Annotated in this window: 22 protein-coding genes and 1 pseudogene; 13 read left to right on the forward strand and 10 right to left on the reverse strand. The window is 69.7% G+C overall.

Annotated features, from left to right (window positions below; all coding sequences use genetic code 11):
- Positions 1 to 2: 2 nt before the first annotated feature.
- From ABZ406_RS06295 to ABZ406_RS06305, 3 genes are read right to left on the reverse strand one after another with little or no spacing between them, the layout of a single operon-like run.
- Positions 3 to 1,010, reverse strand: coding sequence for an ABC transporter permease (locus ABZ406_RS06295; RefSeq protein WP_357756244.1), 1,008 nt, complete (start codon positions 1,008 to 1,010; stop codon positions 3 to 5).
- A complete protein-coding gene (locus tag ABZ406_RS06300; RefSeq protein WP_357756245.1) occupies positions 1,007 to 2,008 on the reverse strand; it encodes a dipeptide ABC transporter ATP-binding protein in 1,002 nt (333 codons plus the stop codon). Before ABZ406_RS06300 ends, ABZ406_RS06295 begins: the two co-directional genes overlap by 4 nt.
- Positions 2,009 to 2,063: 55 nt before the next feature.
- A complete protein-coding gene (locus ABZ406_RS06305; RefSeq protein ID WP_357756340.1) occupies positions 2,064 to 3,119 on the reverse strand; it encodes an ABC transporter ATP-binding protein in 1,056 nt (351 codons plus the stop codon).
- A gap of 277 nt (positions 3,120 to 3,396) precedes the next feature.
- On the opposite strand from ABZ406_RS06305, the gene ABZ406_RS06310 reads away from it, so the two are divergent.
- From ABZ406_RS06310 to ABZ406_RS06335, 6 genes are all read left to right on the forward strand, one after another.
- Positions 3,397 to 3,945, forward strand: coding sequence for a Uma2 family endonuclease (locus ABZ406_RS06310; RefSeq protein WP_357756246.1), 549 nt, complete (start codon positions 3,397 to 3,399; stop codon positions 3,943 to 3,945).
- A 32-nt stretch (positions 3,946 to 3,977) separates the two neighbouring features.
- Positions 3,978 to 5,414, forward strand: a complete 1,437-nt coding sequence (locus tag ABZ406_RS06315) for a TldD/PmbA family protein (RefSeq protein ID WP_357756247.1) — start codon at positions 3,978 to 3,980, stop codon at positions 5,412 to 5,414.
- Positions 5,415 to 5,434: 20 nt separating this feature from the next.
- Positions 5,435 to 6,817, forward strand: a complete 1,383-nt coding sequence (locus ABZ406_RS06320; protein WP_357756341.1) for a metallopeptidase TldD-related protein — start codon at positions 5,435 to 5,437, stop codon at positions 6,815 to 6,817.
- 246 nt (positions 6,818 to 7,063) lie between these two features.
- Positions 7,064 to 7,870, forward strand: a complete 807-nt coding sequence (locus tag ABZ406_RS06325; protein WP_357756248.1) for a hypothetical protein — start codon at positions 7,064 to 7,066, stop codon at positions 7,868 to 7,870.
- A gap of 12 nt (positions 7,871 to 7,882) precedes the next feature.
- The gene (locus ABZ406_RS06330; RefSeq protein ID WP_357756249.1) at positions 7,883 to 9,811 is read left to right on the forward strand and encodes a fumarate reductase/succinate dehydrogenase flavoprotein subunit; all 1,929 of its coding nucleotides are present in this window, start codon (positions 7,883 to 7,885) and stop codon (positions 9,809 to 9,811) included.
- Positions 9,808 to 10,869: a succinate dehydrogenase/fumarate reductase iron-sulfur subunit gene (locus tag ABZ406_RS06335; protein WP_357756250.1), complete on the forward strand. Its 1,062-nt coding sequence runs from the start codon at positions 9,808 to 9,810 to the stop codon at positions 10,867 to 10,869. Before ABZ406_RS06330 ends, ABZ406_RS06335 begins: the two co-directional genes overlap by 4 nt.
- An 85-nt stretch (positions 10,870 to 10,954) precedes the next feature.
- On the opposite strand, the gene ABZ406_RS06340 is transcribed toward ABZ406_RS06335, so the two are convergent.
- Complete coding sequence (locus tag ABZ406_RS06340; protein WP_357756251.1) at positions 10,955 to 11,443, reverse strand: (deoxy)nucleoside triphosphate pyrophosphohydrolase; 489 nt, start codon at positions 11,441 to 11,443, stop codon at positions 10,955 to 10,957.
- A 183-nt stretch (positions 11,444 to 11,626) separates the two neighbouring features.
- Between ABZ406_RS06340 and ABZ406_RS06345 the strand changes: the two genes are divergently transcribed.
- Positions 11,627 to 11,935 carry a 4a-hydroxytetrahydrobiopterin dehydratase gene (locus ABZ406_RS06345; RefSeq protein WP_357756252.1) on the forward strand — a complete coding sequence of 103 codons (309 nt, stop codon included), beginning with the start codon at positions 11,627 to 11,629 and terminating at the stop codon, positions 11,933 to 11,935.
- Between the two features lie 20 nt (positions 11,936 to 11,955).
- Here ABZ406_RS06345 and ABZ406_RS06350 read toward each other — a convergent pair whose 3' ends face one another.
- A complete protein-coding gene (locus ABZ406_RS06350; RefSeq protein WP_357756253.1) occupies positions 11,956 to 12,384 on the reverse strand; it encodes a VOC family protein in 429 nt (142 codons plus the stop codon).
- A 112-nt stretch (positions 12,385 to 12,496) separates the two neighbouring features.
- Here ABZ406_RS06350 and ABZ406_RS06355 point away from each other — a divergent pair, with 112 nt between their 5' ends.
- From ABZ406_RS06355 to ABZ406_RS06370, 4 genes are all read left to right on the forward strand, one after another.
- Entirely contained in the window at positions 12,497 to 13,381 is an 885-nt protein-coding gene (locus ABZ406_RS06355; protein WP_357756254.1) for a LysR family transcriptional regulator, read from the forward strand.
- Between the two features lie 78 nt (positions 13,382 to 13,459).
- Positions 13,460 to 13,822, forward strand: a complete 363-nt coding sequence (locus ABZ406_RS06360; protein ID WP_030337500.1) for a PH domain-containing protein — start codon at positions 13,460 to 13,462, stop codon at positions 13,820 to 13,822.
- A 223-nt stretch (positions 13,823 to 14,045) separates the two neighbouring features.
- Entirely contained in the window at positions 14,046 to 14,777 is a 732-nt protein-coding gene (locus ABZ406_RS06365) for a class I SAM-dependent methyltransferase (RefSeq protein ID WP_357756255.1), read from the forward strand.
- A gap of 224 nt (positions 14,778 to 15,001) precedes the next feature.
- Positions 15,002 to 16,279 (forward strand): MFS transporter, encoded by a 1,278-nt coding sequence (locus tag ABZ406_RS06370; protein ID WP_357756256.1) that lies wholly within the window; start codon positions 15,002 to 15,004, stop codon positions 16,277 to 16,279.
- 101 nt (positions 16,280 to 16,380) lie between these two features.
- Here the strand turns inward: ABZ406_RS06370 and ABZ406_RS06375 are convergent, their stop codons facing one another.
- Positions 16,381 to 16,731 carry a metalloregulator ArsR/SmtB family transcription factor gene (locus tag ABZ406_RS06375; RefSeq protein ID WP_357756257.1) on the reverse strand — a complete coding sequence of 117 codons (351 nt, stop codon included), beginning with the start codon at positions 16,729 to 16,731 and terminating at the stop codon, positions 16,381 to 16,383.
- On the reverse strand, positions 16,728 to 17,186 hold the full coding sequence (locus ABZ406_RS06380) for an SRPBCC domain-containing protein (protein WP_357756258.1): 459 nt from the start codon (positions 17,184 to 17,186) through the stop codon (positions 16,728 to 16,730). Before ABZ406_RS06380 ends, ABZ406_RS06375 begins: the two co-directional genes overlap by 4 nt.
- A 115-nt stretch (positions 17,187 to 17,301) precedes the next feature.
- On the opposite strand from ABZ406_RS06380, the gene ABZ406_RS06385 reads away from it, so the two are divergent.
- Positions 17,302 to 17,676: a VOC family protein gene (locus ABZ406_RS06385; protein WP_357756259.1), complete on the forward strand. Its 375-nt coding sequence runs from the start codon at positions 17,302 to 17,304 to the stop codon at positions 17,674 to 17,676.
- A gap of 115 nt (positions 17,677 to 17,791) precedes the next feature.
- Here ABZ406_RS06385 and ABZ406_RS06390 read toward each other — a convergent pair whose 3' ends face one another.
- Positions 17,792 to 18,982 (reverse strand): helix-turn-helix domain-containing protein, encoded by a 1,191-nt coding sequence (locus ABZ406_RS06390; RefSeq protein ID WP_357756260.1) that lies wholly within the window; start codon positions 18,980 to 18,982, stop codon positions 17,792 to 17,794.
- Between the two features lie 281 nt (positions 18,983 to 19,263).
- Here ABZ406_RS06390 and ABZ406_RS06395 point away from each other — a divergent pair, with 281 nt between their 5' ends.
- The gene (locus ABZ406_RS06395; RefSeq protein ID WP_357756261.1) at positions 19,264 to 20,022 is read left to right on the forward strand and encodes an XRE family transcriptional regulator; all 759 of its coding nucleotides are present in this window, start codon (positions 19,264 to 19,266) and stop codon (positions 20,020 to 20,022) included.
- Between the two features lie 66 nt (positions 20,023 to 20,088).
- Here ABZ406_RS06395 and ABZ406_RS06400 read toward each other — a convergent pair.
- Positions 20,089 to 20,260 (reverse strand): annotated as a pseudogene (locus ABZ406_RS06400) (XRE family transcriptional regulator); the annotation flags it as partial.
- A 184-nt stretch (positions 20,261 to 20,444) separates the two neighbouring features.
- Complete coding sequence (locus tag ABZ406_RS06405) at positions 20,445 to 21,215, reverse strand: class I SAM-dependent methyltransferase (RefSeq protein ID WP_357756262.1); 771 nt, start codon at positions 21,213 to 21,215, stop codon at positions 20,445 to 20,447.
- Positions 21,216 to 21,254: the final 39 nt, after the last annotated feature.

Raw genomic sequence — 21,254 nt, forward strand, 5'->3', positions numbered from 1 at the left:
CCCTACCGGGACGACTTCGGGTCGAGCGCGTCCCGCAACGCGTCGCCGAAGAGGTTGAAGGCGAACACCAGAGCGAAGATCGTGATGCCCGGGAAGAACACGTACGCCGGGTCGGTCTGAAGGAAGTCCAGACTCCGGTAGATCATCCGGCCGAAGCTCGGCGTCTCGTCGCTGAGGCCGACGCCGATGAAAGACAGCGCCGCCTCGCTGGTGATGAACTGCGGCACCGCCAGCGAGAACGACACCAGGATCGGCGCCCAGATGTTCGGCAGCAACTGCCGGAAGAGCATGTGCCCCAGCCCGGCCCCGCTGGCCCGGGCCGCCTCCACGAACTCCCGCTCGCGCAGCGCGATCACCTGCCCGCGGACCAGCCGGGCCGTGCTGGTCCAGCCGAAGATGGCGAAGACCGCGATCAGCACCCCCACCCCGAACGCGGACGACACCTGCCCCCGCTCCCCGTAGAAGCGGAGCGTGATGGTGGGCGTGAGCGCCAGCGCGATGATCAGGAAAGGCATGGCCAGGGTCAGGTCGGTGATCCAGTTGATCACCGCGTCGAGCCAGCCGCCGAGATAGCCGGCGAGCGCGCCCAGCACGATCCCGATCGTGGCGGTGATCAGGGCCGCCGCGAACGCGATGAACAGTGAGGTCCGCAACCCGTAGATCAGCCGGATGAAGATGTCCCGGCCCAGCCCCGGCTCCAGACCGAACCAGTGCCCGCCGCTGACCCCGCCGGCGTAACCGAGCGGCATGCCGAAACCGTCCAGCAGATTCTGGAACTGCTCACGCGGGCCGATCCCGTAGACCATCTCGATCAGCGGGGCGGCCAACCCCAACAGCAGGAAGAACACCAGGAGTACGCCGCTGACCATCGCCGTACGGTCACGGCGCAGCCGCAGCCAGGCGAGCTGGCCGGGCGAGCGACCGACGACGCCCTTCACGGCGGGCCCGCCCGGGTCCGTGCCGGACTCGATCTCGGCCAGCGCCACACCCTCCACCGGGGACAGGCTCACGACGACACCTCCTCGACGATCGGGGCCGCCACCTCGGGAAAGTGGCACGCGGTGGCCTGCCGACCGCCGTCGCGCGGTGTCAACGCGGGCTCCTCCGTGGCGCAGATGTCCTGCGCCTTCCAGCAGCGGGTACGGAACCGGCAGCCCGACGGCGGGTCCAGCGGGGAGGGCACGTCACCGGTCAGCCGGATGCGGCCCGCCGGGCCGAGCTGGGTGACGTCCGGGATCGCCGAGAGCAACGCCCGGGTGTACGGATGCTGCGGGCGCTCGTAGATGTCCGCCCGGTCGCCGATCTCCACGATGCGACCCAGGTACATGACAGCGACCCGCTGGCAGAAGTGCCGGACCACTGCCAGGTCGTGCGCGATGAACACGAAGGCCAGGCCAAGCTCACGTTGCAGGTCGCGTAGCAGGTTGACGACCTGCGCCTGGATCGAGACGTCCAGCGCGCTCACCGGCTCGTCCGCGACGATCAGCTTCGGCCGCAGGGCCAACGCGCGGGCGATGCCGATGCGCTGGCGTTGACCACCGGAGAACTCGTGCGGGTAGCGGTTGTAGTGCTCCGGGTTCAGCCCGACCAGCTCCAGCAACTCCTGCACCCGGGCCTTGATCCCGCCCGGCGGCTTGATCCCGTTGACCTGCAGGGGCATCGCCACGATCCGGCCCACCGTGTGCCGGGGGTTCAGCGAGGCGTACGGGTCCTGGAAGATGATCTGGAGTTCCTGGCGCAGCGGGCGCAGCTCCCGACGACCGGCGTGCGTGATGTCCCGCCCGTCGAACTCGATGCTGCCGCTCGTCGGTTCCAGCAGCCGCACCAGCATCCGACCGGTGGTCGTCTTGCCGCAGCCCGACTCCCCCACCAGGCCGAGCGTCTCACCCGGGCGCACATCGAAGTCGAGCCCGTCGACAGCCCGCACCAGACCGGTGGCGCGCAGCCCCTGACGTACCGGGAAGTGCTTGCTCAGGCCGCGTACCCGCAGCAGTGGTTCATCGGTCATCTCCACGGTCCTCCGTTCGGGACTGCGGTACTTCGCTGCGCTGCGTTCCTCGCCCTCACACAGCCACCCCCACTCGTGCGACGTCCTCGGCGTAGAACGTGGCGCGCTCCTCGGCACCGAGGTGGCAGGCGACCAGGTGGCCATCGGCCCCGGCGGGGCGTAGCTCGGGGACCTCGGTGCGGGAGCGGCTGCCGGGGCGGTCCGCGTACCGGCAACGCGGGTGGAACGCGCAGCCCGGCGGCAGGTTGATCAGGCTGGGCGGGTTGCCGGGGATGGGCAGCAGGTCCGCGTCCGCGTCGCCGTGCAGCGACGGCACGCTGGAGAGCAACCCCCAGGTGTACGGATGCTGCGGCGCCCGGAGCACCTGCTCGACGCTGCCCCGCTCGACCGCACGGCCGCCGTACATGACGAGCACGTCGTCGGCGACCTGGCCGACCACTCCCAGGTCGTGGGTGATCAGGACGATCGCGGAGTGGAACTCGGCCTGGAGGTCGGCGAGCAGATCCAGGATCTGCGCCTGCACCGTGACGTCCAGCGCGGTGGTCGGCTCGTCGGCGATCAGCAGCGCCGGGTCGTTGACCAGGGACATCGCGATCATCGCCCGCTGGCGCATGCCGCCGGAGAACTCGTGCGGGTACTGGTCGAAGCGGCGCGCCGGCTGCGGAATGCCGACCCGGTCGAGCATGTCGACCGCCCGCTGGCGGGCCTCGCGCCGGTTGGCCTTCGAGTGGTGCACCTGGTACGCCTCGGCGATCTGCCGGCCCACCGTGTAGTACGGGTGTAGCGCCGACAGCGGATCCTGGAAGATCATTGCCATGTCCCGGCCGCGCAGCCGGCGTACCTCCTCGTCGGCGAGGCCGACCACCTGCCGGCCACCCACCGAGATCTCCCCGGTGATGGTGGCCCGTTTCGGATCGTGCAGGCCGAGGATGGCCAGCGAGGTGACGCTCTTGCCGGAGCCGGACTCGCCGACGATGCCGAGGGTGCGGCCCCGCTCGACGGCGAACGACACCCCGTCGACAGCGCGCACTACGCCGTCCTCGGTGTCGAACCGGACCCGCAGATCACGTACGCGCAGGTAGGCGTCCTGGTCGGAGCGTTGTGCCGGCACGACGGCACGGTCGTCCGGTTCGCCGGACGGCGGGGGTTCCGAGCTGTCCACGGCCACCTCCCTCAGTGACGAAGAGAACTTACAACAAAGTCCCGAGGGTGAAAATAAGCTACAAAGCCGGCACGTGTCAGCGGGCCCGAGCGTAACGAGTCGGCATCGGCCCCGCACCCCCGTCACCTCGCCATCCACGCCCGTTCATGGCTCTGGACGCACGTCAAGTGCGATCATTGGACACGCAACCAGCGGAGGATGCCCCTGGCGCGAGGTGGAGGTGACGATGACTGCGGCGGTGTTCAACCACGAAGGCCCGTGGACCGAAGAGGAGTACCTCGCCCTCGGGGAGACGCAACAACGCGTCGAACTCTTCGACGGGAGCCTTCACGTGACCCCAGCCCCCACCCCCCGGCACCAGAACATCTCGGGCGAACTACGTGCGGTGCTACGAGCCCCGGTTCGCGAAGCGGGCCTGCACGTCTTGGAAGCGGTGAACGTTCGGCTCAGGCCGGGACGAATTCCGATTCCCGATCTCGTCATCACCCTTCCGATCGACTTCGACGAACTCAACGTCGAGGCGAGTGACGTGCGGCTGGTATGCGAAATCATCTCGCCGAGCAACGCGTCTACCGACAAAGTCCTCAAGATGCACTACTACGCCGCTGCCGGCATCGAGTGGTATCTCCTGGTCGAGCAGGACAGCGGCACGATGCATCTGTACCGGCGGCGAGGCGGTCACTACACCGAGCAGTCCGTGACCAGACCGGGCGAGGTGCTGGTGCTGACTGAGCCGGTGAAGGCCACCATTCGACCTGAGGAACTGCTCCCCTGACGGGCGTCGGTCGGCTGGCCTAGGGTCGGTTCATGACCGAGTTCGACGCGGCCGCCGCCGCCGTCCAGGCAGCCCTCGACGCGGGTGCCCGGTACGCCGACGCCCGGGTGATGCACCGCCGCTACGAGTCGATGACCGCGCGCAACGGTGACGTGGAGGAGCTGACCCAGGACGAGAGCATCGGGCTGGGAGTCCGAGCGTTGGTCGGGGCGAGCTGGGGCTTCCACGCCGTACCCGATCTGTCGGACGCCGCCGCCCGCGACGCCGGCCGGCGCGCGACGCGGACCGCCATGGCGAGCGCCCGGGTGCCGGGCCCTGCGGTCGACCTGGTGCCGGTCGAGGCCGTCACCGCGACCTGGGCTTCCGCCTGTGAGATCGACCCACTCGGGGTGCCCCTGTCGACCAAGGGCGACCTGCTTGTCGACGCGACCCGCACGATGGCCGAGCACGGCGCGGACCTGGCCGAGGGCCTGTACCAGATCTGGGACACCGCGAAGTGGTTCGTCTCCAGCGAGGGCCACCGGATCGACCAGCGCATCCGCGAGTGCGGCGGCGGCATCTCGGCCACGTCGATCGGTGACGGCGAGACGCAGCGCCGGTCCTGGCCGAGCTACCGCGGCCAGTACGGCACGACCGGGTGGGAGCTTGTCGAGTCGCTGGACCTGGCCGCGCACGCCGCGCAGATCGCCGAGGAGTCCCGGGCGCTGCTCACCGCTCCGCAGTGCCCGGCCGGTGAGACGGATCTGATCCTCGGCGGCGAACAGTTGGCCCTTCAGATCCACGAGTCGGTCGGGCACGCCATCGAACTGGACCGGATCCTCGGCTGGGAGGCCGCGTTCGCCGGCACGTCCTGGCTGGACCTGGCCCAGCTCGGCTCACTGCGCTACGGGTCCGAGCTGATGAACATCACCATCGACCCGACCATCCCTGGTGCGCTGGGCAGCTTCGGTTTCGACGACGAGGGCTCCCCGGCGGTCAAGCGGGACGCGGTCCGGGACGGCCGGTGGGTGGGGGTGCTGGCCGGCCGGGACTCCGCAGCGGTGGCCAGCCTCGACTACGGCGGCAGCGTACGGGCCGACGGGTGGGCCCGGCTGCCGATGGTGCGGATGACGAACGTCGGTCTGGAACCCGGCCCGCACACGCTGGAGGAGATCATCGCGGCGACCGACGACGGTGTGCTGATGGACCTCAACCGGTCCTGGTCGATCGACGACAAGCGGCTCAACTTCCAGTTCGGCTGCGAGGTCGGCTGGGAGATCAAGAAGGGGCGGCGGGGGCGGATGCTGCGCAACCCCACGTACACCGGGATCGGCCCACTGTTCTGGCGCTCGATGGACATGCTCTCCGGCGAGACGGTCTCCTGGGGGACGCCCAACTGCGGTAAGGGCCAGCCCGGCCAGGTCGGGCACACCGGCCACCCGGCCGCGCCGGCCCGGTTCCGCAACGTCCGAGTCGGGGTGTCAGCGTGAGCGCGAGGAGTGAGCCGGAGCTGGCGGGGCAGGTGGTGGAGCTGGTTCGGCGTCTCGGCGGGCCGGCCGCGCAGGCCGAGGCGGTGGTGACGCGGGCGGACCTGGCGTTGACCCGGTTCGCCAACTCGGGCATCCATCAGAACGTCTCCGAGTCGACGGTAGGGGTCCGGTTGCGGGTGCACGTCGACGGTCGAACGGCTGCCGGCGGCGGCAGTGTGGTCACCGCCGACGGGTTGACCGCCCTGGTGGAGCGCACCCTTACCGCGGCGCGGCTGTGCCCGCCCGATTCGGGTTGGCCGGGGCTGGCCCCTCCGATGCCCATGCCGGACGCGCCGCCCGTCGACGAGGCCACGGCGCACGCCGAGCCGGATCAGCGGGCCGATCGGGTGAAGGCGTTCGTGGCCGCCGCCGGAGGGCTGAGCACCGCCGGATACTGCCGTACCGCGCACCGTTCGTCGGCGTTCGCGAACTCGGCCGGGCACTCGGCGTACGGGCGCTCGGTGGAGGCGGCGATGGACGGCATCGCCCGCCGTAACGGCGCGGACGGGGTGGCCCGGCGCAGCGCCGACCGGTTGGCCGACCTCGACGGCGCCGAGTTGGGCGCGCAGGCGGCGGCGAAGGCGCAGGCGGCGGCCGACCCGGTCGAGTTGCCGCCGGGGCACTACGAGGTGGTGTTCGAGCCGGCGGCGGTGGCGGACCTCCTGCAGAACCTGTCGTTCTACGGCTTCAACGGCAAGCGGTACGCCGAGCGGCAGTCGTTCGCCGAGCCGGGCGCGGCCCAGTTCGACAGGGCGGTGACAGTGGTGGACGACCCGCTGGGCGGCTCCGGGTTGCCGTTCGACGCGGAGGGCACCGGCCGGCGGGCGCTGACGCTTGTGGAGGCGGGCGTCACCCGGGCGGTGGCGCACGATCGCCGGTCCGGTGCCGAGGCGGGGGCGCAGTCCACCGGGCACGCGGTGGCGGGGGGTGCCACCTGGGGTCCGATGCCGCGCAATCTGCGGCTGACCGGCGCGGTGGCGGGCCCGGCCAGTGCGGTGGGACGGAGCACCACCGGCGGGGCGGCCGGGGCTGTCGTCGATGCGGACACCGCCGCGTTGGTGGCCGGCGTACGCCGAGGGTTGTTGGTCACCGACCTCTGGTACACGAGGGTGCTCGACCCGAAGAGCCTCGTGGTCACCGGGTTGACCCGTAACGGCGTCTGGCTGATCGAGGACGGCACAGTAGCGCGGGCGGTCCGTGACCTGCGGTTCACCGAGTCGTACCCGCGGGCGCTCGGGCCGGGGGCGGTGCTCGGGCTGGGGGCGCGGGCGGTACGCCAACCGGAGCGGGTGGACGGTGCCTGGTGGGCGGCGCCCTCGCTGCGGTTGGCGTCCTGGCACTTCACCGGAGGTGCCTCCGGCTGACGGTGGCGACGAGGCGCGGCAAACCGGCGTGCCCGAGGGCTTTTCCGCAGGCCAGACACACGGGACACTCCCTTGCGCGGACGGCTCGGGGAGATCGGCGTAACGTGTGTCACTTAGCTGCGTCGGTCGATCCGGCGTGGTCGTTGGTGTGCGCATGACGTGGCAGCGGGTGCGGGTTCGCCGGTCCGCGTGCCGACCGGAGAGAGACCAGCCCGCCCGTACGGGCCCGTCGAGGAGACGACTCGAATGACTTCAACGGCAACGAGGCCGAGGGGGGCGCGGGCGCGCGCCGCCATCGCGGCGAAGACGTTGCGTACCGACCGATGGTGGTTCGCCCCGCTGATCACCGTGATCGGGCTCAGCGCCTGGGTCGCGTACGCGACGGTCCGGGTCTTCATGCACAAGTGGTACTGGGTGGACCAGTTCCACTACCTGACCCCGTTCTACTCCCCCTGCGTGACCGACAGGTGCGTCGAGGAAGCCTCGCACTTCGGCCGTTTCCTGCCCGGCTGGTGGGTCATCCCGGACGCCGCGCTGACCCTGCCGTTCCTGCTGCTGTTCCGGCTCACCTGCTACTACTACCGCAAGGCGTACTACCGGTCGTTCTGGCTGTCGCCGCCGGCCTGCGCCGTCCCGGACGGTCACAAGGAGTACGGCGGTGAGACCCGTTTCCCGCTGCTCGGGCAGAACCTGCACCGCTACTTCTTCTACGCCGCCGCGATCATCTCGCTGATCAACACCTGGGACGCGATCCTCGCCTTCCACTCGCCGAAGGGCTTCGGCTTCGGGCTGGGCAACATCATCCTGCTGCTCAACGTGGTGATGCTGTGGGCGTACACGATCTCCTGCCACTCCTGCCGGCACATCATCGGTGGCCGGCTCAAGCACTTCTCCAAGCACCCGGTGCGGTACAAGGCCTGGACGTTCGTCTCGGCGTTGAACGTCCGGCACATGCAGCTCGCCTGGATCACCCTCGGCACCCTGGCGCTCGCCGACTTCTACATCATGGCGCTCGCTGCCGGCTGGTTCTCCGACCTGCGGTTCATCAACTAAAGGGCCCCTGACATGACCACAACCACTCGCATCGAGCGACACCACTACGACGTCGTCGTCATCGGGGCCGGCGGCGCCGGTCTGCGCGCGGCGATCGAGGCCCGGCTGGCCGGCAAGAAGACCGCGATCATCTCCAAGTCGCTGTTCGGCAAGGCGCACACGGTGATGGCCGAGGGCGGCGCGGCCGCCGCGATGGGCAATGTGAACAGCCGGGACAACTGGCAGGTGCACTTCCGCGACACCATGCGCGGCGGCAAGTTCCTCAACAACTTCCGGATGGCCGAGCTGCACGCGAAGGAGTCGCCGCAGCGGATCTGGGAGCTGGAGACGTACGGTGCGCTCTTCGACCGCACCAAGGACGGCAAGATCTCGCAGCGCAACTTCGGTGGTCACGAGTACCCGCGCCTGGCGCACGTCGGCGACCGGACCGGCCTGGAACTGATCCGCACCCTCCAGCAGAAGATCGTCTCGCTTCAGCAGGAGGACCAGCGGGAGTTCGGCTCGTACGACGCCCGGATCAGGGTTTTCTCCGAGACGACGATCACCGAGCTGCTGCTCGACGGCGACCGGGTGGCTGGCGCGTTCGGCTACTACCGCGAGTCGGGCGAGTTCATCCTCTTCGAGGCGCCGGCGGTCGTGCTGGCCACCGGTGGCGTCGGCCGCTCCTACAAGGTCACCTCGAACTCGTGGGAGTACACCGGGGACGGGCACGCGCTGGCGCTGCGCGCCGGGGCGACCCTGATCAACATGGAGTTCCTCCAGTTCCACCCCACCGGCATGGTCTGGCCGCCCTCGGTGAAGGGCATCCTGGTCACCGAGTCGGTGCGCGGTGACGGCGGTGTCCTGAAGAACTCCGACGGCAAGCGGTTCATGTTCGACTACGTCCCCGACGTCTTCCGCAAGCAGTACGCGGAGACCGAGGAGGAGGCGGACCGCTGGTACACCGACCCGGACAACAACCGGCGCCCACCGGAGCTGCTGCCCCGCGACGAGGTGGCCCGCGCCATCAACAGCGAGGTGAAGGCCGGCCGGGGCTCCCCCGCCGGCGGTGTCTTCCTGGACATCGCGAGCCGACGCTCGGCCGACGAGATCCGCCGCCGCCTGCCGTCGATGTACCACCAGTTCAAGGAGCTGGCCGACGTCGACATCACGGCCGAGCCGATGGAGGTCGGGCCGACCTGTCACTACGTGATGGGCGGCGTCGAGGTGGACCCGGATTCGGGTGCCGCCTTCGGCCACGTACGCGGTCTGTTCGCCGCCGGTGAGGTCTCCGGTGGCATGCACGGCTCCAACCGACTCGGTGGCAACTCCCTGTCCGACCTGCTGGTCTTCGGCAAGCGGGCGGGCGGGCACGCCGCCAGCTACGCCGACGGGCTGACCGCCCGGCCGAAGGTGGCGGTGAGCGAGGTCGAGGCCGCTGTGGAGACCGCCCTCGCTCCGCTGCAACGCGACACCGGCGAGAACCCGTACACCCTTCAGCAGGACCTCCAGGTGGTCATGGGTGACCTGGTGGGGATCATCCGCAGGGAGGGTGAGCTGGCCGACGCCCTGGTTCGGCTCGCCGAGCTGCGGGAGCGGGTGGCGAAGGTGAGCGCGGCCGGCGGCCGACGCTACAACCCGGGCTGGCACCTGGCCCTGGACCTGCGCAACATGCTCGTGGTCTCGGAGTGCACCGCGAAGGCGGCGCTGGAGCGGCAGGAGTCGCGCGGCGGGCACACCCGGGAGGACTACCCGGCGATGGAGCCGAAGTGGCGGCAGGTGAACCTGGTCTGCGCGCTGGACGGTGAAGCCGTGCAGCTCACCCGCAAGCCGCTGCCGAAGATGCGGCCGGAGTTGATCGGCCTCTTCGACCGGGCCGAGCTGGCCAAGTACCTCACCGACGAGGAGATCGCCGACTTCGACGCCCTCGTTGCCGACGCTGGAGAGGCGGACAACCGATGAGCGCGAAGCGTCAGTTCCGGATCTGGCGGGGCGACGAGAGCGGCGGTGACCTCCAGGACTACATGGTGGAGGTCAACGAGGGCGAGGTCGTCCTCGACGTCATCCACCGCCTGCAGGCCACCGACGCGCCCGACCTGGCGTGCCGGTGGAACTGCAAGGCCGGCAAGTGCGGCTCCTGCTCCATGGAGATCAACGGCAAGCCGCGGCTGGGCTGCATGACCCGGATGTCGACCTTCGGCGACGACGAGACCGTCACGGTCACCCCGCTGCGAACCTTCCCGATCATCCGGGACCTGGTCACCGACGTCTCGTTCAACTACGAGAAGGCACGGGAGACCCCGGCGTTCGCCCCTCCGGCGGACGTCGCCCCGGGTGACTACCGGATGCAGCAGGTCGACGTCGAGCGCTCGCAGGAGTTCCGCAAGTGCATCGAGTGCTTCCTGTGCCAGACCGTCTGCCACGTGATCCGCGACCACGAGGAGAACAAGCAGGCGTTCTCCGGCCCGCGGTACTTCATCCGGGCGGCCGAGCTGGACATGCACCCGCTGGACGCCCGGACCGACCGCAAGGAGTACGCGCAGGCCGAACAGGGCCTCGGCTTCTGCAACATCACCAAGTGCTGCACCGAGGTCTGCCCCGAGCACATCAAGATCACCGACAACGGGATCATCCCCATGAAGGAACGGGTCGTCGACCGCAGGTACGATCCCCTTGTGTGGCTTGGTAGCAAGATCTTCCGTCGGGGCGAGACGCCCCAGACCAGCGTGACCACCGCCCGTCAGGGCTCGACGACGTCGGGCTCGACCCGGGGCGGGGTCCACTCGCACGCGGGCGGCTCGCACGACACGGGGGCCGAGGCGCAGGCGCAGCGCGGCGTCAACTGGGACCGGGAGGTGCCCCACCCGACCGCTCCGGCGGTCGACGACCGGGGCAAGCTGCCGCTGACCGAGTTGACCTTCGACCGGGCCGCCGCGCCGTCGCCGTTCGGCGACGACGTGACCTTCCCGCTGCCTCCGGAGCACCTCAACTTCGCCCACCCCGACCAGGACAAGCACTAAATACACCCGAACAAGACGGGGGCCGCGGCTGTTGCCACGGCCCCCGTCCCACTTTGGGGGGTTGATCATGAGGTTGACGAGACCGTCAAGCCTCGAACGACCCGTCAAGCCCATGATCAACGGGGGGTGGCCCGGGGGTTGGGGTCAGGAGGGGGCGGAGGGCGACGACGATGGGGGCGTCGGCGGGGAGCCAGGTGACCGAGTCCAGTTCGTCGGCGGTGAGCCAGCGGAGCGCCTCGTGCTCCAGTGCCTGGGGCTGGTCGTCACCGAGCAGGCGGGCCGCGTACACCTTGAGCACCGAGCGTCCGTGCGCCATCCGTACGTTGCGGCCGACCCGGTCGCCGATCTCGACGCGTACGGCCAACTCCTCGGCGCACTCCCGGATCAGCGCATCGGTCTCGGTCTCCCCCGGCTCGACCTTTCCGCCCGGAAACTCCCACATGCCCGCCACCTCGGGCGGGGCGGAACGCGCACAGGCAAGCACTCGCCCGTTCCGGATGATCGCCGCGCCGACGATCACCTTCAGGTCCCGTCGTTCGGCCTGCCCGCCATCATTCGCCCGTTCGGTCCGCACGGGCGTCCAGGGTGCCAGATCAATCGGCGGTTTGGGTACCGAAGCCGTCCGCTAGGCCAACAAGACACGGAAGTGTGGGCGTGGACACCCCCTCCGAGCAGCGGGAGACTAGGGGACACCGACAAGACACGGGATGGCGACGATTTGGCCACAAGCCGGCAACGGCGCTTGGGGGGTGCGGTGATGCGCGTGCTGTTCAACAGCAGGGCCAAGCACGACTACCTTTCCGACGCGTTGACCTTGCTATCTGGTTGGACACGCGACGGCGAGCAGATCCGACGGACGCTCGTGATCGACGATACCCAACACGCCGCACTAACTGAACGGGTCAAGGTCGTCGCGGATGCGCTGCACCTGCGACCCGAGATCAGCCGCCGGGCCGACAGCACCCAGATCCGGGTGGGGCACGGCAGCGGCGAGCCCCTGACCGAGGGCGAGGTCCTGCTGGCCGCCCGCATCGAGGACGCGTACCGGGCGGTCACCGAGTCCTGACGCTCCCGCGCGTCCGTGGCTCAGGCGTCGTCCTCGACGTCCTGCGGGTACCAGCGCAACTCCACCACATTGCCGTCCGGGTCGCTGACATAGATCGAGGTCGCCGAGCCGCGGGCACCGAACCTGTCCACCGGCCCGGTCAGCACCGTGAAGACCCCCGACTCGACCACCCGCTCCCAGTCCAGTGGTGCCACCACGAGGCAGAAGTGGTCGACGTTCGTGCCCTGCCGGTCGCCCCGGACGAGGTCGATGATGCACCCGGCGCTCACCCGCACCGACGGGAACGGCACCTCTCCGGCCCGCCACTGCTCGACCCGGACCGGCGGCAGCCCGAGCTGGCCGCAGTAGAAGGCCAGGGAGCGCTCCACGTCGGCGACGGTCAGCACCAGGTGGTCGAAGCCGGTCACCCGTACCGCGCTCAGGTCTGCCTGGTCGTTGTCGATGCTCATGTCGCAGCCTTTCGTCAGGTGTGCACTGCCGTTCACGATCCCCGGACGAGGGACGCCGACCAAGACCTGATCCCGCTACGATCGTTGCCCACAGGTCAACGATGGGAACGGTGTGCTGGAGCGGTACGAGGTCGAGACGTTCCTGACGCTCGCGGAGGAACTGCACTTCGGCCGGACCGCCGAGCGGTTGACAGTCAGCACCGGCCGGGTCAGCCACATCGTGAAGAAGCTGGAACGCCGGATCGGCGCACCGCTGTTCGCGCGTACCAGTCGGGTCGTCCGGCTCACTGCGATCGGCCGGCAGCTCGCCGACGAACTGGCTCCGCTGGTCGCCGCGATGGACGACGCCGTGCGCCGCGCGACCGACTCCGCTCGGGGCGTGACCGGGACACTGCGGGTGGCGTTCCTCGGCGAGTGGACCGCGCCGGTGCTGCTCCGGGCGGTAGCCCTGTTCGGTGAACGGCACCCCGACTGCCGGGTGGAGGTGCACGAGGCACAGTTGTCCACCACCCGCTCGGGGCTGCTCGACGGCTCTACTGACGTGTTGATCGCCTCGTACCCGTTCGACGGCATGGCCACCGGCCCGGCGCTGCTCTCCGAGGGGCGGGTGCTGGCGGTGGCGGCGGGTCACCCGCTCAGCCGGGAGCGGTCGGTGTCGGTGGAGGTGCTCGCCGACCACCCGGTGGTGCAGTACCCGACCGTGACCTCGGTGGAGTTCAAGCGGGACCGCACCCCGGAGCGCACCCCGTCCGGCCGGCCGGTGCCGAAGGGACCTGCCGGGAACACCTTCTCCGAGATGCTGTCCCTGGTCGCGCTGGGCCGAGGTGTCCTGCCGGTGGGCGAGCACACGCGGCGCTACTACCCGCGCCCCGACGTGGCGTACGTGCCCATCCACGACGCGCCACCGATCGAACGCGGGCCGGTCTGGCTGCCCAGCAACACCACCACCCGGGTACGCGAGTTCGTCGCTGCCGCGACCGACGCCAACCCCCGATGACGCGCGCCATCGACTGTTCCAGGTGTAGGACACGGCCGGACGACGGCACGGTGGCACTGGCTTTCTAGCCTGGATCGCATGGCGAACATCGCGTACGACCGCAAAGAGCAGGTCCAGCAGATCGAAAGTGGCCTCCTCGAAGGCGAGCAGATCATCGCCGTCTACGACGCCGTCGGCACCGGCACCGGGTTCATCGGGCTGACCGACCGCCGCGTGATCATCCAGGACCGCTCGTTCGTCGGGAAGCGGTTCGCGATCACCAGCATCCCGTACTCGAAGATCACCAGCGTGAGTGTGGTCAGCAACAAGTCGTGGGGTGGGTCGTTCTTCTCCACCGGCGCCATCGCCATCCACGTCGGTACGCACACCTACGAGGTGGAGTTCCGTGGCGCGCAGAAGAGCCACCACGTCCACAACGTGATCCTGCACCACATCTCCTGACCGCACGTCCCGTCGTGGGCCCGGCTGGCGTAATCGCCTTGCCGGGCCCACGGCGTCTCTGATGTCCTGAGTCGACAGCCGCGCGAAGGGAGCAGCCACCATGCCCAACACGACGAGGTCCCCCGAACCCGCAGTCATCCGACCCGAGGAATCGAGACTTCGTGAGCATTCCCGTTCCCCTGGCGCTGTTGGGCGCCACTGACCCCCACCCCGGAGGCCGCTGATGTCGGTCTTCGACGATCCCGGCCTGTTCGGCCGCCTCTGGGCCGCCGACTACGACGGCCCCGGCAACCCCGACCCCGCCCCAGCAGTGGACTTCCTGGCCGAACTGGCCAACGGCGGCCCGGTTCTCGAACTGGCGATCGGCACCGGCCGGGTCGCGCTGCCGCTGGCCGAACGCGGCCTCGCCGTGCACGGCGTCGAGGCGTCCGAGGAGATGCTCGCGCACCTGCGGGCGAAACCCGGAGGCGACCAGATCCCGGTGGTCGTCGCCGACATGGCGGACGTACCGGTGGCCGGCGAGTTCCGACTCGCGTACCTGGTCTTCAACACCCTGTTCAACCTGGTGGACGCCGAGCGGCAGGCGGACTGCTTCCGCAACGTCGCCCGGGTGCTGTCGCCCGGCGGGGCGTTCGTCGTCGAGACGTTCGTGCCCGACCCGCGGGACTTCGACGCGGACGAGCAGGTGCAGGTACGGGAGGTCACCGAGGACTCCGCGACGATCCGACTGCACCGGTACGACCGGCCGGCGCAGCGGTTCATCCGGCAGACCATCACGTTCGACGCGGACGGTGTGCACCTGAAGCCGTTCGCCATGCGGTACGCCTGGCCGCACCAGATCGACGAGATGGCACGGCAGGCAGGGCTCCGGCTCACCGAGCGGTACGCCGACTGGCACCGACGACCGTTCCAGGCCGACAGCCCGTCGCACATCTCCGTCTACCGGGCGGAGTAGCGGCGGTCGGTCGACTCCGGTTCCGGGAGCCTGGGGTGTCGAGGCAGCCTTGACCCCCGCCTCCACGGAACCGGAGTCGACTTCCGTCGGCGGGAGCGGACCGGCGCGCGGGCCGTCCTCTCGTGGTGGACGAGGCCGGTGATTCGAGCCCTTCGCCCTCGGCTGAATCTGCTGCCAGCAGTAGGTTGTTGATCCGCAGGTCCCGCGCCGGGTGAGCTGACTCCATGACGGACGCCGCCCGATTCCCGCGCTCCTCTCCGTACTGGCCGGTGGTCAGTCACCCTCGGCTCCGACGCGTCCTACCCGGGCTCGCGGTCTCGGCGTTGGGGGACGGTCTGGGGGTCGTCACGGTGAGCTGGCTCGCCGACCAACTCGCCCCGCACGGCCAGCGTGGCACCTGGATCGCGCTGGCCATGGCGGCGTACACGCTGCCCAGCGCGGCCGGGACCGTCATCTTCGGCCGGTTGCTGCGTGGGCGTAGCGGTGCCCAACTCGCCGGATGGGACGCCATCCTGCGGGCCGGTGCGCTCGCCGCGATCCCCCTCGCGCACCTGACCGGTGTGCTCACCGTCTGGCTGTACGTCGTCCTGCTCGCCACCTCGGCGCTACTGCACTCGTGGGGTGCCGCCGGACGCTTCACCCTGATCGCCGAGCTGCTGCCACCACAGCATCACCTGCCGGCGAACGCCCTGCTCACCACCATCGCCGCATTCGCCACCATCGTCGGCCCACCGCTGGCGGGCATCCTGATCGGCTGGGTGAGCCCGGTGTGGGTCATCGCAGTCGACGCCGCCACCTTCGCGGTGCTGGCCCTCACGTACCGCTTCGCCCTTCCCGTCAGCGGCGGTGCCCGCCGGGCCGAGCGCACCATCTCGCGGACGGCCGGTTTCGCGGTGATCCGCCAGAACCCCAGCCTGCTGGGCCTGCTGGTGTTGAGCCTCGGGTTCTTCTTCCTCTTCGGACCGGTCTACGTGGCGATGCCCATCCACGTCACCGACGACCTGCACGGTTCCGCGACGCTGTTCGGCGTCTACTACACGGCGTTCGGTCTCGGCGGCCTCGTCGGGGGTGTGATCGCCGGTCACCTTCGCGACTGGCCGATGCGGGTCACCACCATCGGCATCGTCATCGGGTTCGGGGTGGCCATGCTGCCCCTCGGCCTGGGCGCACCGGTCGGCCTGTCGCTGCCGGCCTTCGCGCTCGCGGGGGTGATCTGGGCGCCGTACCGGTCCACCTCGATGGCGCTGTTCCAGCGCAGCACGTCGACCGCTCAGCTCCCGGCGGTGCTCGCCACGAACGGCGCCATCCTCGTGCTGGCGGTGCCCCTGGGCACCATTCTGGGCGGGCCGTTGGTGAGCGCCTTCGGCGCGCGTCCGACGCTGCTGCTCTGCGCGGTGACGATCGTGGCTCTCGGCCTGGCCGCCGGGGGGATCGCGATGTTGCGGCGAAACGCGCGATCCCCCAGCAGTTCAACCGGAACCGACGTCACTGCCCGTCGCTGATCCGGACGTCGTCGGGCGACGCCATCGGGAGTTTGTCAGTGCCCGCCAGACGTCGGCCCGCAGAGCGAGGACGCCGACCCGGTCCAGGATGTCGACCGTCTTCAGTCTCCTCCGTTGCTGGTGCGGTGACGTTCGATCGTCTCGGCGATGCGCTTGATCCGGCGGAGTCGGGCGTCCCAGGTGGAGCCGACCGCCGACAACTGGGCGACCGCGCGGGCGAGCTGCGCCTCGTCCACCTGGAAGTGACGCTCGCGACCGGCCGGCTCGGCGTGGATCAGCCCGACCCGGTCCAGGACCGCCAGGTGCTTCGAGACGGCCTGCCGGGTGACGGGTAGCTGCCTGCTCAACGAGGTGGCAGTGCCCGGCCCGTCGGAGAGAAGAAGATCGATCATCGTACGTCGGATCGGGTCGCCGATCGCCGACCACAACTCGTCGTCGACCACGAGGCTCACGGGGTCGCGACCAGCCGCGTGACGTACTCGCCCAGCCGGGGCATGTAGTGGTTCCAACCGTTCTCGTGGTCGCGGTACTGCTCCTCCAGGACGGCGACCTCCCAACCCAGCTCCCGGAACCCGGTCTCGGTCATCCGGATCAGCGTCCCCGTGCCGCTGGGCACCAGGTCGAAGGTGACGAGCAGAGCCTGCCCGCCCCGGTCCGGCTCGGTGAAGCACCACCGGAAGGAGAACCGCTTTGGCGGGTCGACGTCGACGACGGCGAGCGCCACTGTCTTCGTCTCACCGGTGTCGGCGTCGCGCCACACCAGCTCGCCGGGCGCGCCGGCGACCGACTCGAACCTCGCGTCGTCGGGCCACCACTCCCGCATGTGCTCGGGTTGGCTGACCACCTCGAAGACGACCTCGGGGGACGCGTCGACGTGGATGTCGCGTTCGATCGTTCCCTGTTCCATGTGCACAACCTTTCGCAACCTTTGGTTGCATCAAACCTACGACAGTCGGCGCCCATTGCGCAACCTTTCGTTGCGTGTCGGGGGTTCCGTCGTACCCGAGGTGCACGATCGGCCCATGTCTGAACCGTCGCCGCACCGACACCACGCCATCGACTACATCGAGCTCACTGTCACCGACCTCGCCGTCGCCAAGCGCTTCTACTCCGACGCGTTCGGGTGGCAGTTCACCGACTACGGGCCGGAGTACGCCGGCATCCGCAGCCCGCACGGCGACCCCGCGCCCGAGGTGGGCGGCCTCCGCCTGGACAGCGACGTGCGGGCGGGCGGCCCGCTCGTGCTGCTCTACTCCGACGACCTGGATCGGTCAGTGCAGGCCGTGCAGGACGCCGGAGGCCAGGTGGTGAACGGGCCGTACGAGTTCCCCGGTGGCCGGCGGTTCCACTTCACGGACCCCAGCGGCAACGAGTTGGGCGCCTGGGCCGAGCAGTAGCGCACGAGTTCAAACGGTCAGATGACGAGCGCGACCACGAGACCGATCAGCACCGATGCGGCGGCACCGGCTACCAGGGATTATCTCCGGGATTCAATGCATCGAGCGGTCATGCTCACACCACGCCGAGCGTGCCGGCGAGTTCAGTGATCGTCGTCGGCGCGTCCGGCGCGCGGGCTGCCTGCGCGACCACGTCCCGAGCCGCTGGCCGGTACCGCACCTCGGCGGGCGCGATCCTGTCGGCCCACACCAGAACCCGGGCCGCGTTGGCGGGGTCGTCGGTCTGTAGGTAGGCACGGGCCGCGTCGAGCAGATGCGCGGCTCGGTGTTCGACGGGCAGCCACCGCCACCCTTCTCGAATGGTCGCCGTCTCGTGCAGGGCAACCGCGTCGTGCCCGTTGCCCAACTCGACGGCAGCGGTAACGCGCGCCAACTCGACCGCCGTCGGTCCGAAGGCGGTCCGGTGATGGTCGTGTCCATCGCCGACCCGAGCAGCCATCTCGGCAGCTTCGTCCAGCAACTCGACAGCGGCGCGGTCGTCGCCGGGCCTCCCTGGCGCCAGCGCGGCCTGGATCAACAGCGCCCCACACAACGACAACTCCTGCGGCGTGGCCTGATCGCCATCATCGTGGGCAATCCGGTACGCGGCGGCCAGCATCACCGACCGCGCCCGCGACGACGCCCGCAGCACCTGACCAAGCTGCACCGCCGCGGCAGCCACCAGCAATCGATCTCCGATCGCGGCGGACATGGCCCGGTCGGCTGCCAACCAGGCAAGGCTCGCCTCGTCCAGCTTCACCAGCACCGACGCCGTCAACCGGTACGCCTCCACCAACGCCATCCGGTCAGTCTCCGAGTCCCGAGCATGCGCACGCTGGACATCGATCAACAACCAAGGCAACAGCTCAACCACCTGCGGATAGCGCGCGTGCTGAAAGGTGGTCCAGGCGTGCTCGACCTGCCGGGCGCGACGATCAGACGACATGACATCGTGGCGCGCCGCCGAAGGGCCAAGCGCCATCTCGTACGTCGACAGCGCCGCCCGAACCTGCGCGATGCCCTCGATTCGCTCGCCCGCTCCGACGGATTGGGCATCACGCCCGAGCAGAGCTGCGGTGTCGACCCGCAGGACAGCAGCAATGTCCCTGATGGTCGACACTCGCTCCAGGGACCGGACGCCGCGCTCGACCTTGTCCACCCAACTTTTCGACTTCCCGAGACGATCAGCGAAGGACTGCTGCGACAGCTTCCGCCGGGCCCGCAGGTAGGCAACCCGACGCCCGATCGGCAGGGAATCACCGTTCATCACGCCACCGCCGATCGGGCACCGCGCGAGTCGTCTCCTCGGCAGGTATTCGATTCGCCTCCGCCTGCGCGAGAAGCCGCTGTTTGGCCGCCTCCCGCTCGGCCGCCTGTGCCTGCTCGCCCCGGCCGGACCCTGTCTCACGCTGCCTACCGCTCACCTGTGCCCTCTCGCCAAGGAACGCATGCATCACAGAATGCCGCCCTTCTGTCGCTGGACACGACGGCTTAGCGCGCGACATAGCGGGCACACCGGGGGCGACATTTAGACGACAGTCAACTAATGTGAGCCGCATGACGAGCCCCAACGCTGCTCTCCGGGCGGTCCGCGCCGGCATGAGGATGAGTCAGGATGATTTCGCCCGCGCGCTTCAAGCCGCAGGCCACCGCACAGGCGAACCGAACGATGCCAACAAGCGCCTCGTTCAGCGGTGGGAGTCCGGGGCGATCGCCGCCCCGCGTCCCGTCTACGCCCGCGCCCTGGAGGTCGTCACAGGCTTGCCCATCTCGCTACTCGGATTTGCGCAGATGCCAGGTGGCCACGCTGCCGAGGACCAGCACGGCAGAAACGACCTTGCGTCGCCGATATCGAACCTGGCCACGCCGACTCCCGTACACCGGCCGGCTGCAGCCCACGGGTCATACGAGGGTGTGTGGCTCAGCCGGTACCAATACCATTCCAGTGGACGGGAAGAGTCGTTCGCCGGGCAACACTTCGTCGTTGTGATCCAGCACGGCGATCGGCTGACCGCCCGCAGCCTCCCGAGTTCGGCCGCGTCGTCGCTGTCGCTCGACCTCACCGTGGACGGCAGCGTCATCACCGGCACGTGGGTGGAGCAGACTGACCCGGGTGGCTACTACCGGGGCGCCCGCTATCACGGCGCTATCCAGTTGCTAGCGGAGCCCACCGGCCGGCGGATCGCCGGGAAGTGGGTCGGTTTCGGCAAAGACATGGACGTCAACACTGGCCCCTGGGAGCTGATCTTCCAAGACGCCTCGACCTCCAAAGCGACGCTCGACCGGTACAACACCCCGGCCGGGTAGCCATCCCCAACGGCGTGCCCACCGCGCGATGGACGTCGTCGTGCAACGTCAGGACAGCAGGTCAGGCAGGAGCGAACCCAACGCCACGCCATACACCGGCACCATCTCGGTGAGCGCTGCACGCCGATCCGTGAGACCGTGCATCGCCGGCACCAGATCGACCAGTCGGTGCAGGGCACCTGCATAGTCACCGCCCGTACAAGCCACGCACGAGAGCCGCCTCACGCCGCACCTGCTCGGTAGTCGCGGCGCTGTCGGCCCGGCCGCGCCCCCTCGCCAGATCCGGGTGTGCTCCGCGACCTCATCGACGACCTTGGACCGTGGCTCGCCACAGAATGCGCAGTCGTCCAAGGCATGAAGGCGGCCCGCCCCTGACGCCGCGAGGCGTTAGAACCTTTTGTGGTCCACCGGTCGCTGATCGGTTATCGCCGCCGGGCGCGCAGCACGCCGGTCAGCATGGGCAGAGTGAACTCACCGTGCGCCGTTTCGGGTCGGCTCCCGAGGAAGGCGCTGATCCGGCTGAGCGCGGTCGCTCGCTCCTCTTCCGCCATGACAAGCATCCCGGCCCGCGTCGCGAGCGTTGCGACGAGCGAGTCGGCGGTACGGCGCTGCCCGTGGGGGAACTCGACCTGCTCCGCCGACCCGAACCGCGCGTCGAGCCCGGTGCTCGGAACGAGCATGTCCGCCGTCGCCGTGCGCCAACTGCTCAACGTGTCACGCGGGCCGATGGCCGCACTCCCGCTGACCCGTTCGAGCTCGGCAACCCAGTCGATCCGGTCGTCCATGATGTTCCAGAGACCGGCCAGGACACCGCCGGGTGCGAGGACCCGGGCGATCTCCGCCCCGGCCACGGCCATGTCGAACCAGTGCAGGGCGTTGCCGGCCACCACGGCGTCGACAGACCCGTCCGGCAGCGGAATGGCCTCTGCGCTGCCCGACAGGGCACGGACGGCCGGGACCGCACGGCGTAGCTCGGCGAGCATCGCCGGATCGGGTTCGACCGCCACGACGTCAGCGCCCACAGCGCCCAGCGTCGCGGACAGCTTGCCGGTGCCGGCGCCCAGGTCGAGCACGCGGAGACCGGGCGCGGGCTCCAGCGCCCACCGCACCGCGGCCTGCGCGTAGTCCGGGCGGTGCTCGGCGTACGCCGTAGCTGCCGCACCAAACGACGATCGGAGCAGCTGATCCGTCATGCGGTCAACCTACCGCCGCTTGTCGACATCGACCGCGAT

The organism is Micromonospora sp. NPDC005710 (assembly GCF_040630995.1).
In the GTDB taxonomy this organism is placed as follows: Bacteria; Actinomycetota; Actinomycetes; order Mycobacteriales; family Micromonosporaceae; genus Micromonospora.

What these genes read in the sequence shown, in the direction of transcription:
- ABZ406_RS06300 (WP_357756245.1), bottom strand. Translation starts at nt 2,008, where the DNA reads ATGACCGATGAACCACTGCTGCGGGTACGCGGCCTGAGCAAGCACTTC.
- ABZ406_RS06310 (WP_357756246.1), top strand. Translation starts at nt 3,397, where the DNA reads ATGACTGCGGCGGTGTTCAACCACGAAGGCCCGTGGACCGAAGAGGAG.
- ABZ406_RS06315 (WP_357756247.1), top strand. Translation starts at nt 3,978, where the DNA reads ATGACCGAGTTCGACGCGGCCGCCGCCGCCGTCCAGGCAGCCCTCGAC.
- ABZ406_RS06325 (WP_357756248.1), top strand. Translation starts at nt 7,064, where the DNA reads ATGACTTCAACGGCAACGAGGCCGAGGGGGGCGCGGGCGCGCGCCGCC.
- ABZ406_RS06330 (WP_357756249.1), top strand. Translation starts at nt 7,883, where the DNA reads ATGACCACAACCACTCGCATCGAGCGACACCACTACGACGTCGTCGTC.
- ABZ406_RS06335 (WP_357756250.1), top strand. Translation starts at nt 9,808, where the DNA reads ATGAGCGCGAAGCGTCAGTTCCGGATCTGGCGGGGCGACGAGAGCGGC.
- ABZ406_RS06345 (WP_357756252.1), top strand. Translation starts at nt 11,627, where the DNA reads ATGCGCGTGCTGTTCAACAGCAGGGCCAAGCACGACTACCTTTCCGAC.
- ABZ406_RS06350 (WP_357756253.1), bottom strand. Translation starts at nt 12,384, where the DNA reads ATGAGCATCGACAACGACCAGGCAGACCTGAGCGCGGTACGGGTGACC.
- ABZ406_RS06360 (WP_030337500.1), top strand. Translation starts at nt 13,460, where the DNA reads ATGGCGAACATCGCGTACGACCGCAAAGAGCAGGTCCAGCAGATCGAA.
- ABZ406_RS06365 (WP_357756255.1), top strand. Translation starts at nt 14,046, where the DNA reads ATGTCGGTCTTCGACGATCCCGGCCTGTTCGGCCGCCTCTGGGCCGCC.
- ABZ406_RS06370 (WP_357756256.1), top strand. Translation starts at nt 15,002, where the DNA reads ATGACGGACGCCGCCCGATTCCCGCGCTCCTCTCCGTACTGGCCGGTG.
- ABZ406_RS06380 (WP_357756258.1), bottom strand. Translation starts at nt 17,186, where the DNA reads ATGGAACAGGGAACGATCGAACGCGACATCCACGTCGACGCGTCCCCC.
- ABZ406_RS06385 (WP_357756259.1), top strand. Translation starts at nt 17,302, where the DNA reads ATGTCTGAACCGTCGCCGCACCGACACCACGCCATCGACTACATCGAG.
- ABZ406_RS06390 (WP_357756260.1), bottom strand. Translation starts at nt 18,982, where the DNA reads ATGAACGGTGATTCCCTGCCGATCGGGCGTCGGGTTGCCTACCTGCGG.
- ABZ406_RS06405 (WP_357756262.1), bottom strand. Translation starts at nt 21,215, where the DNA reads ATGACGGATCAGCTGCTCCGATCGTCGTTTGGTGCGGCAGCTACGGCG.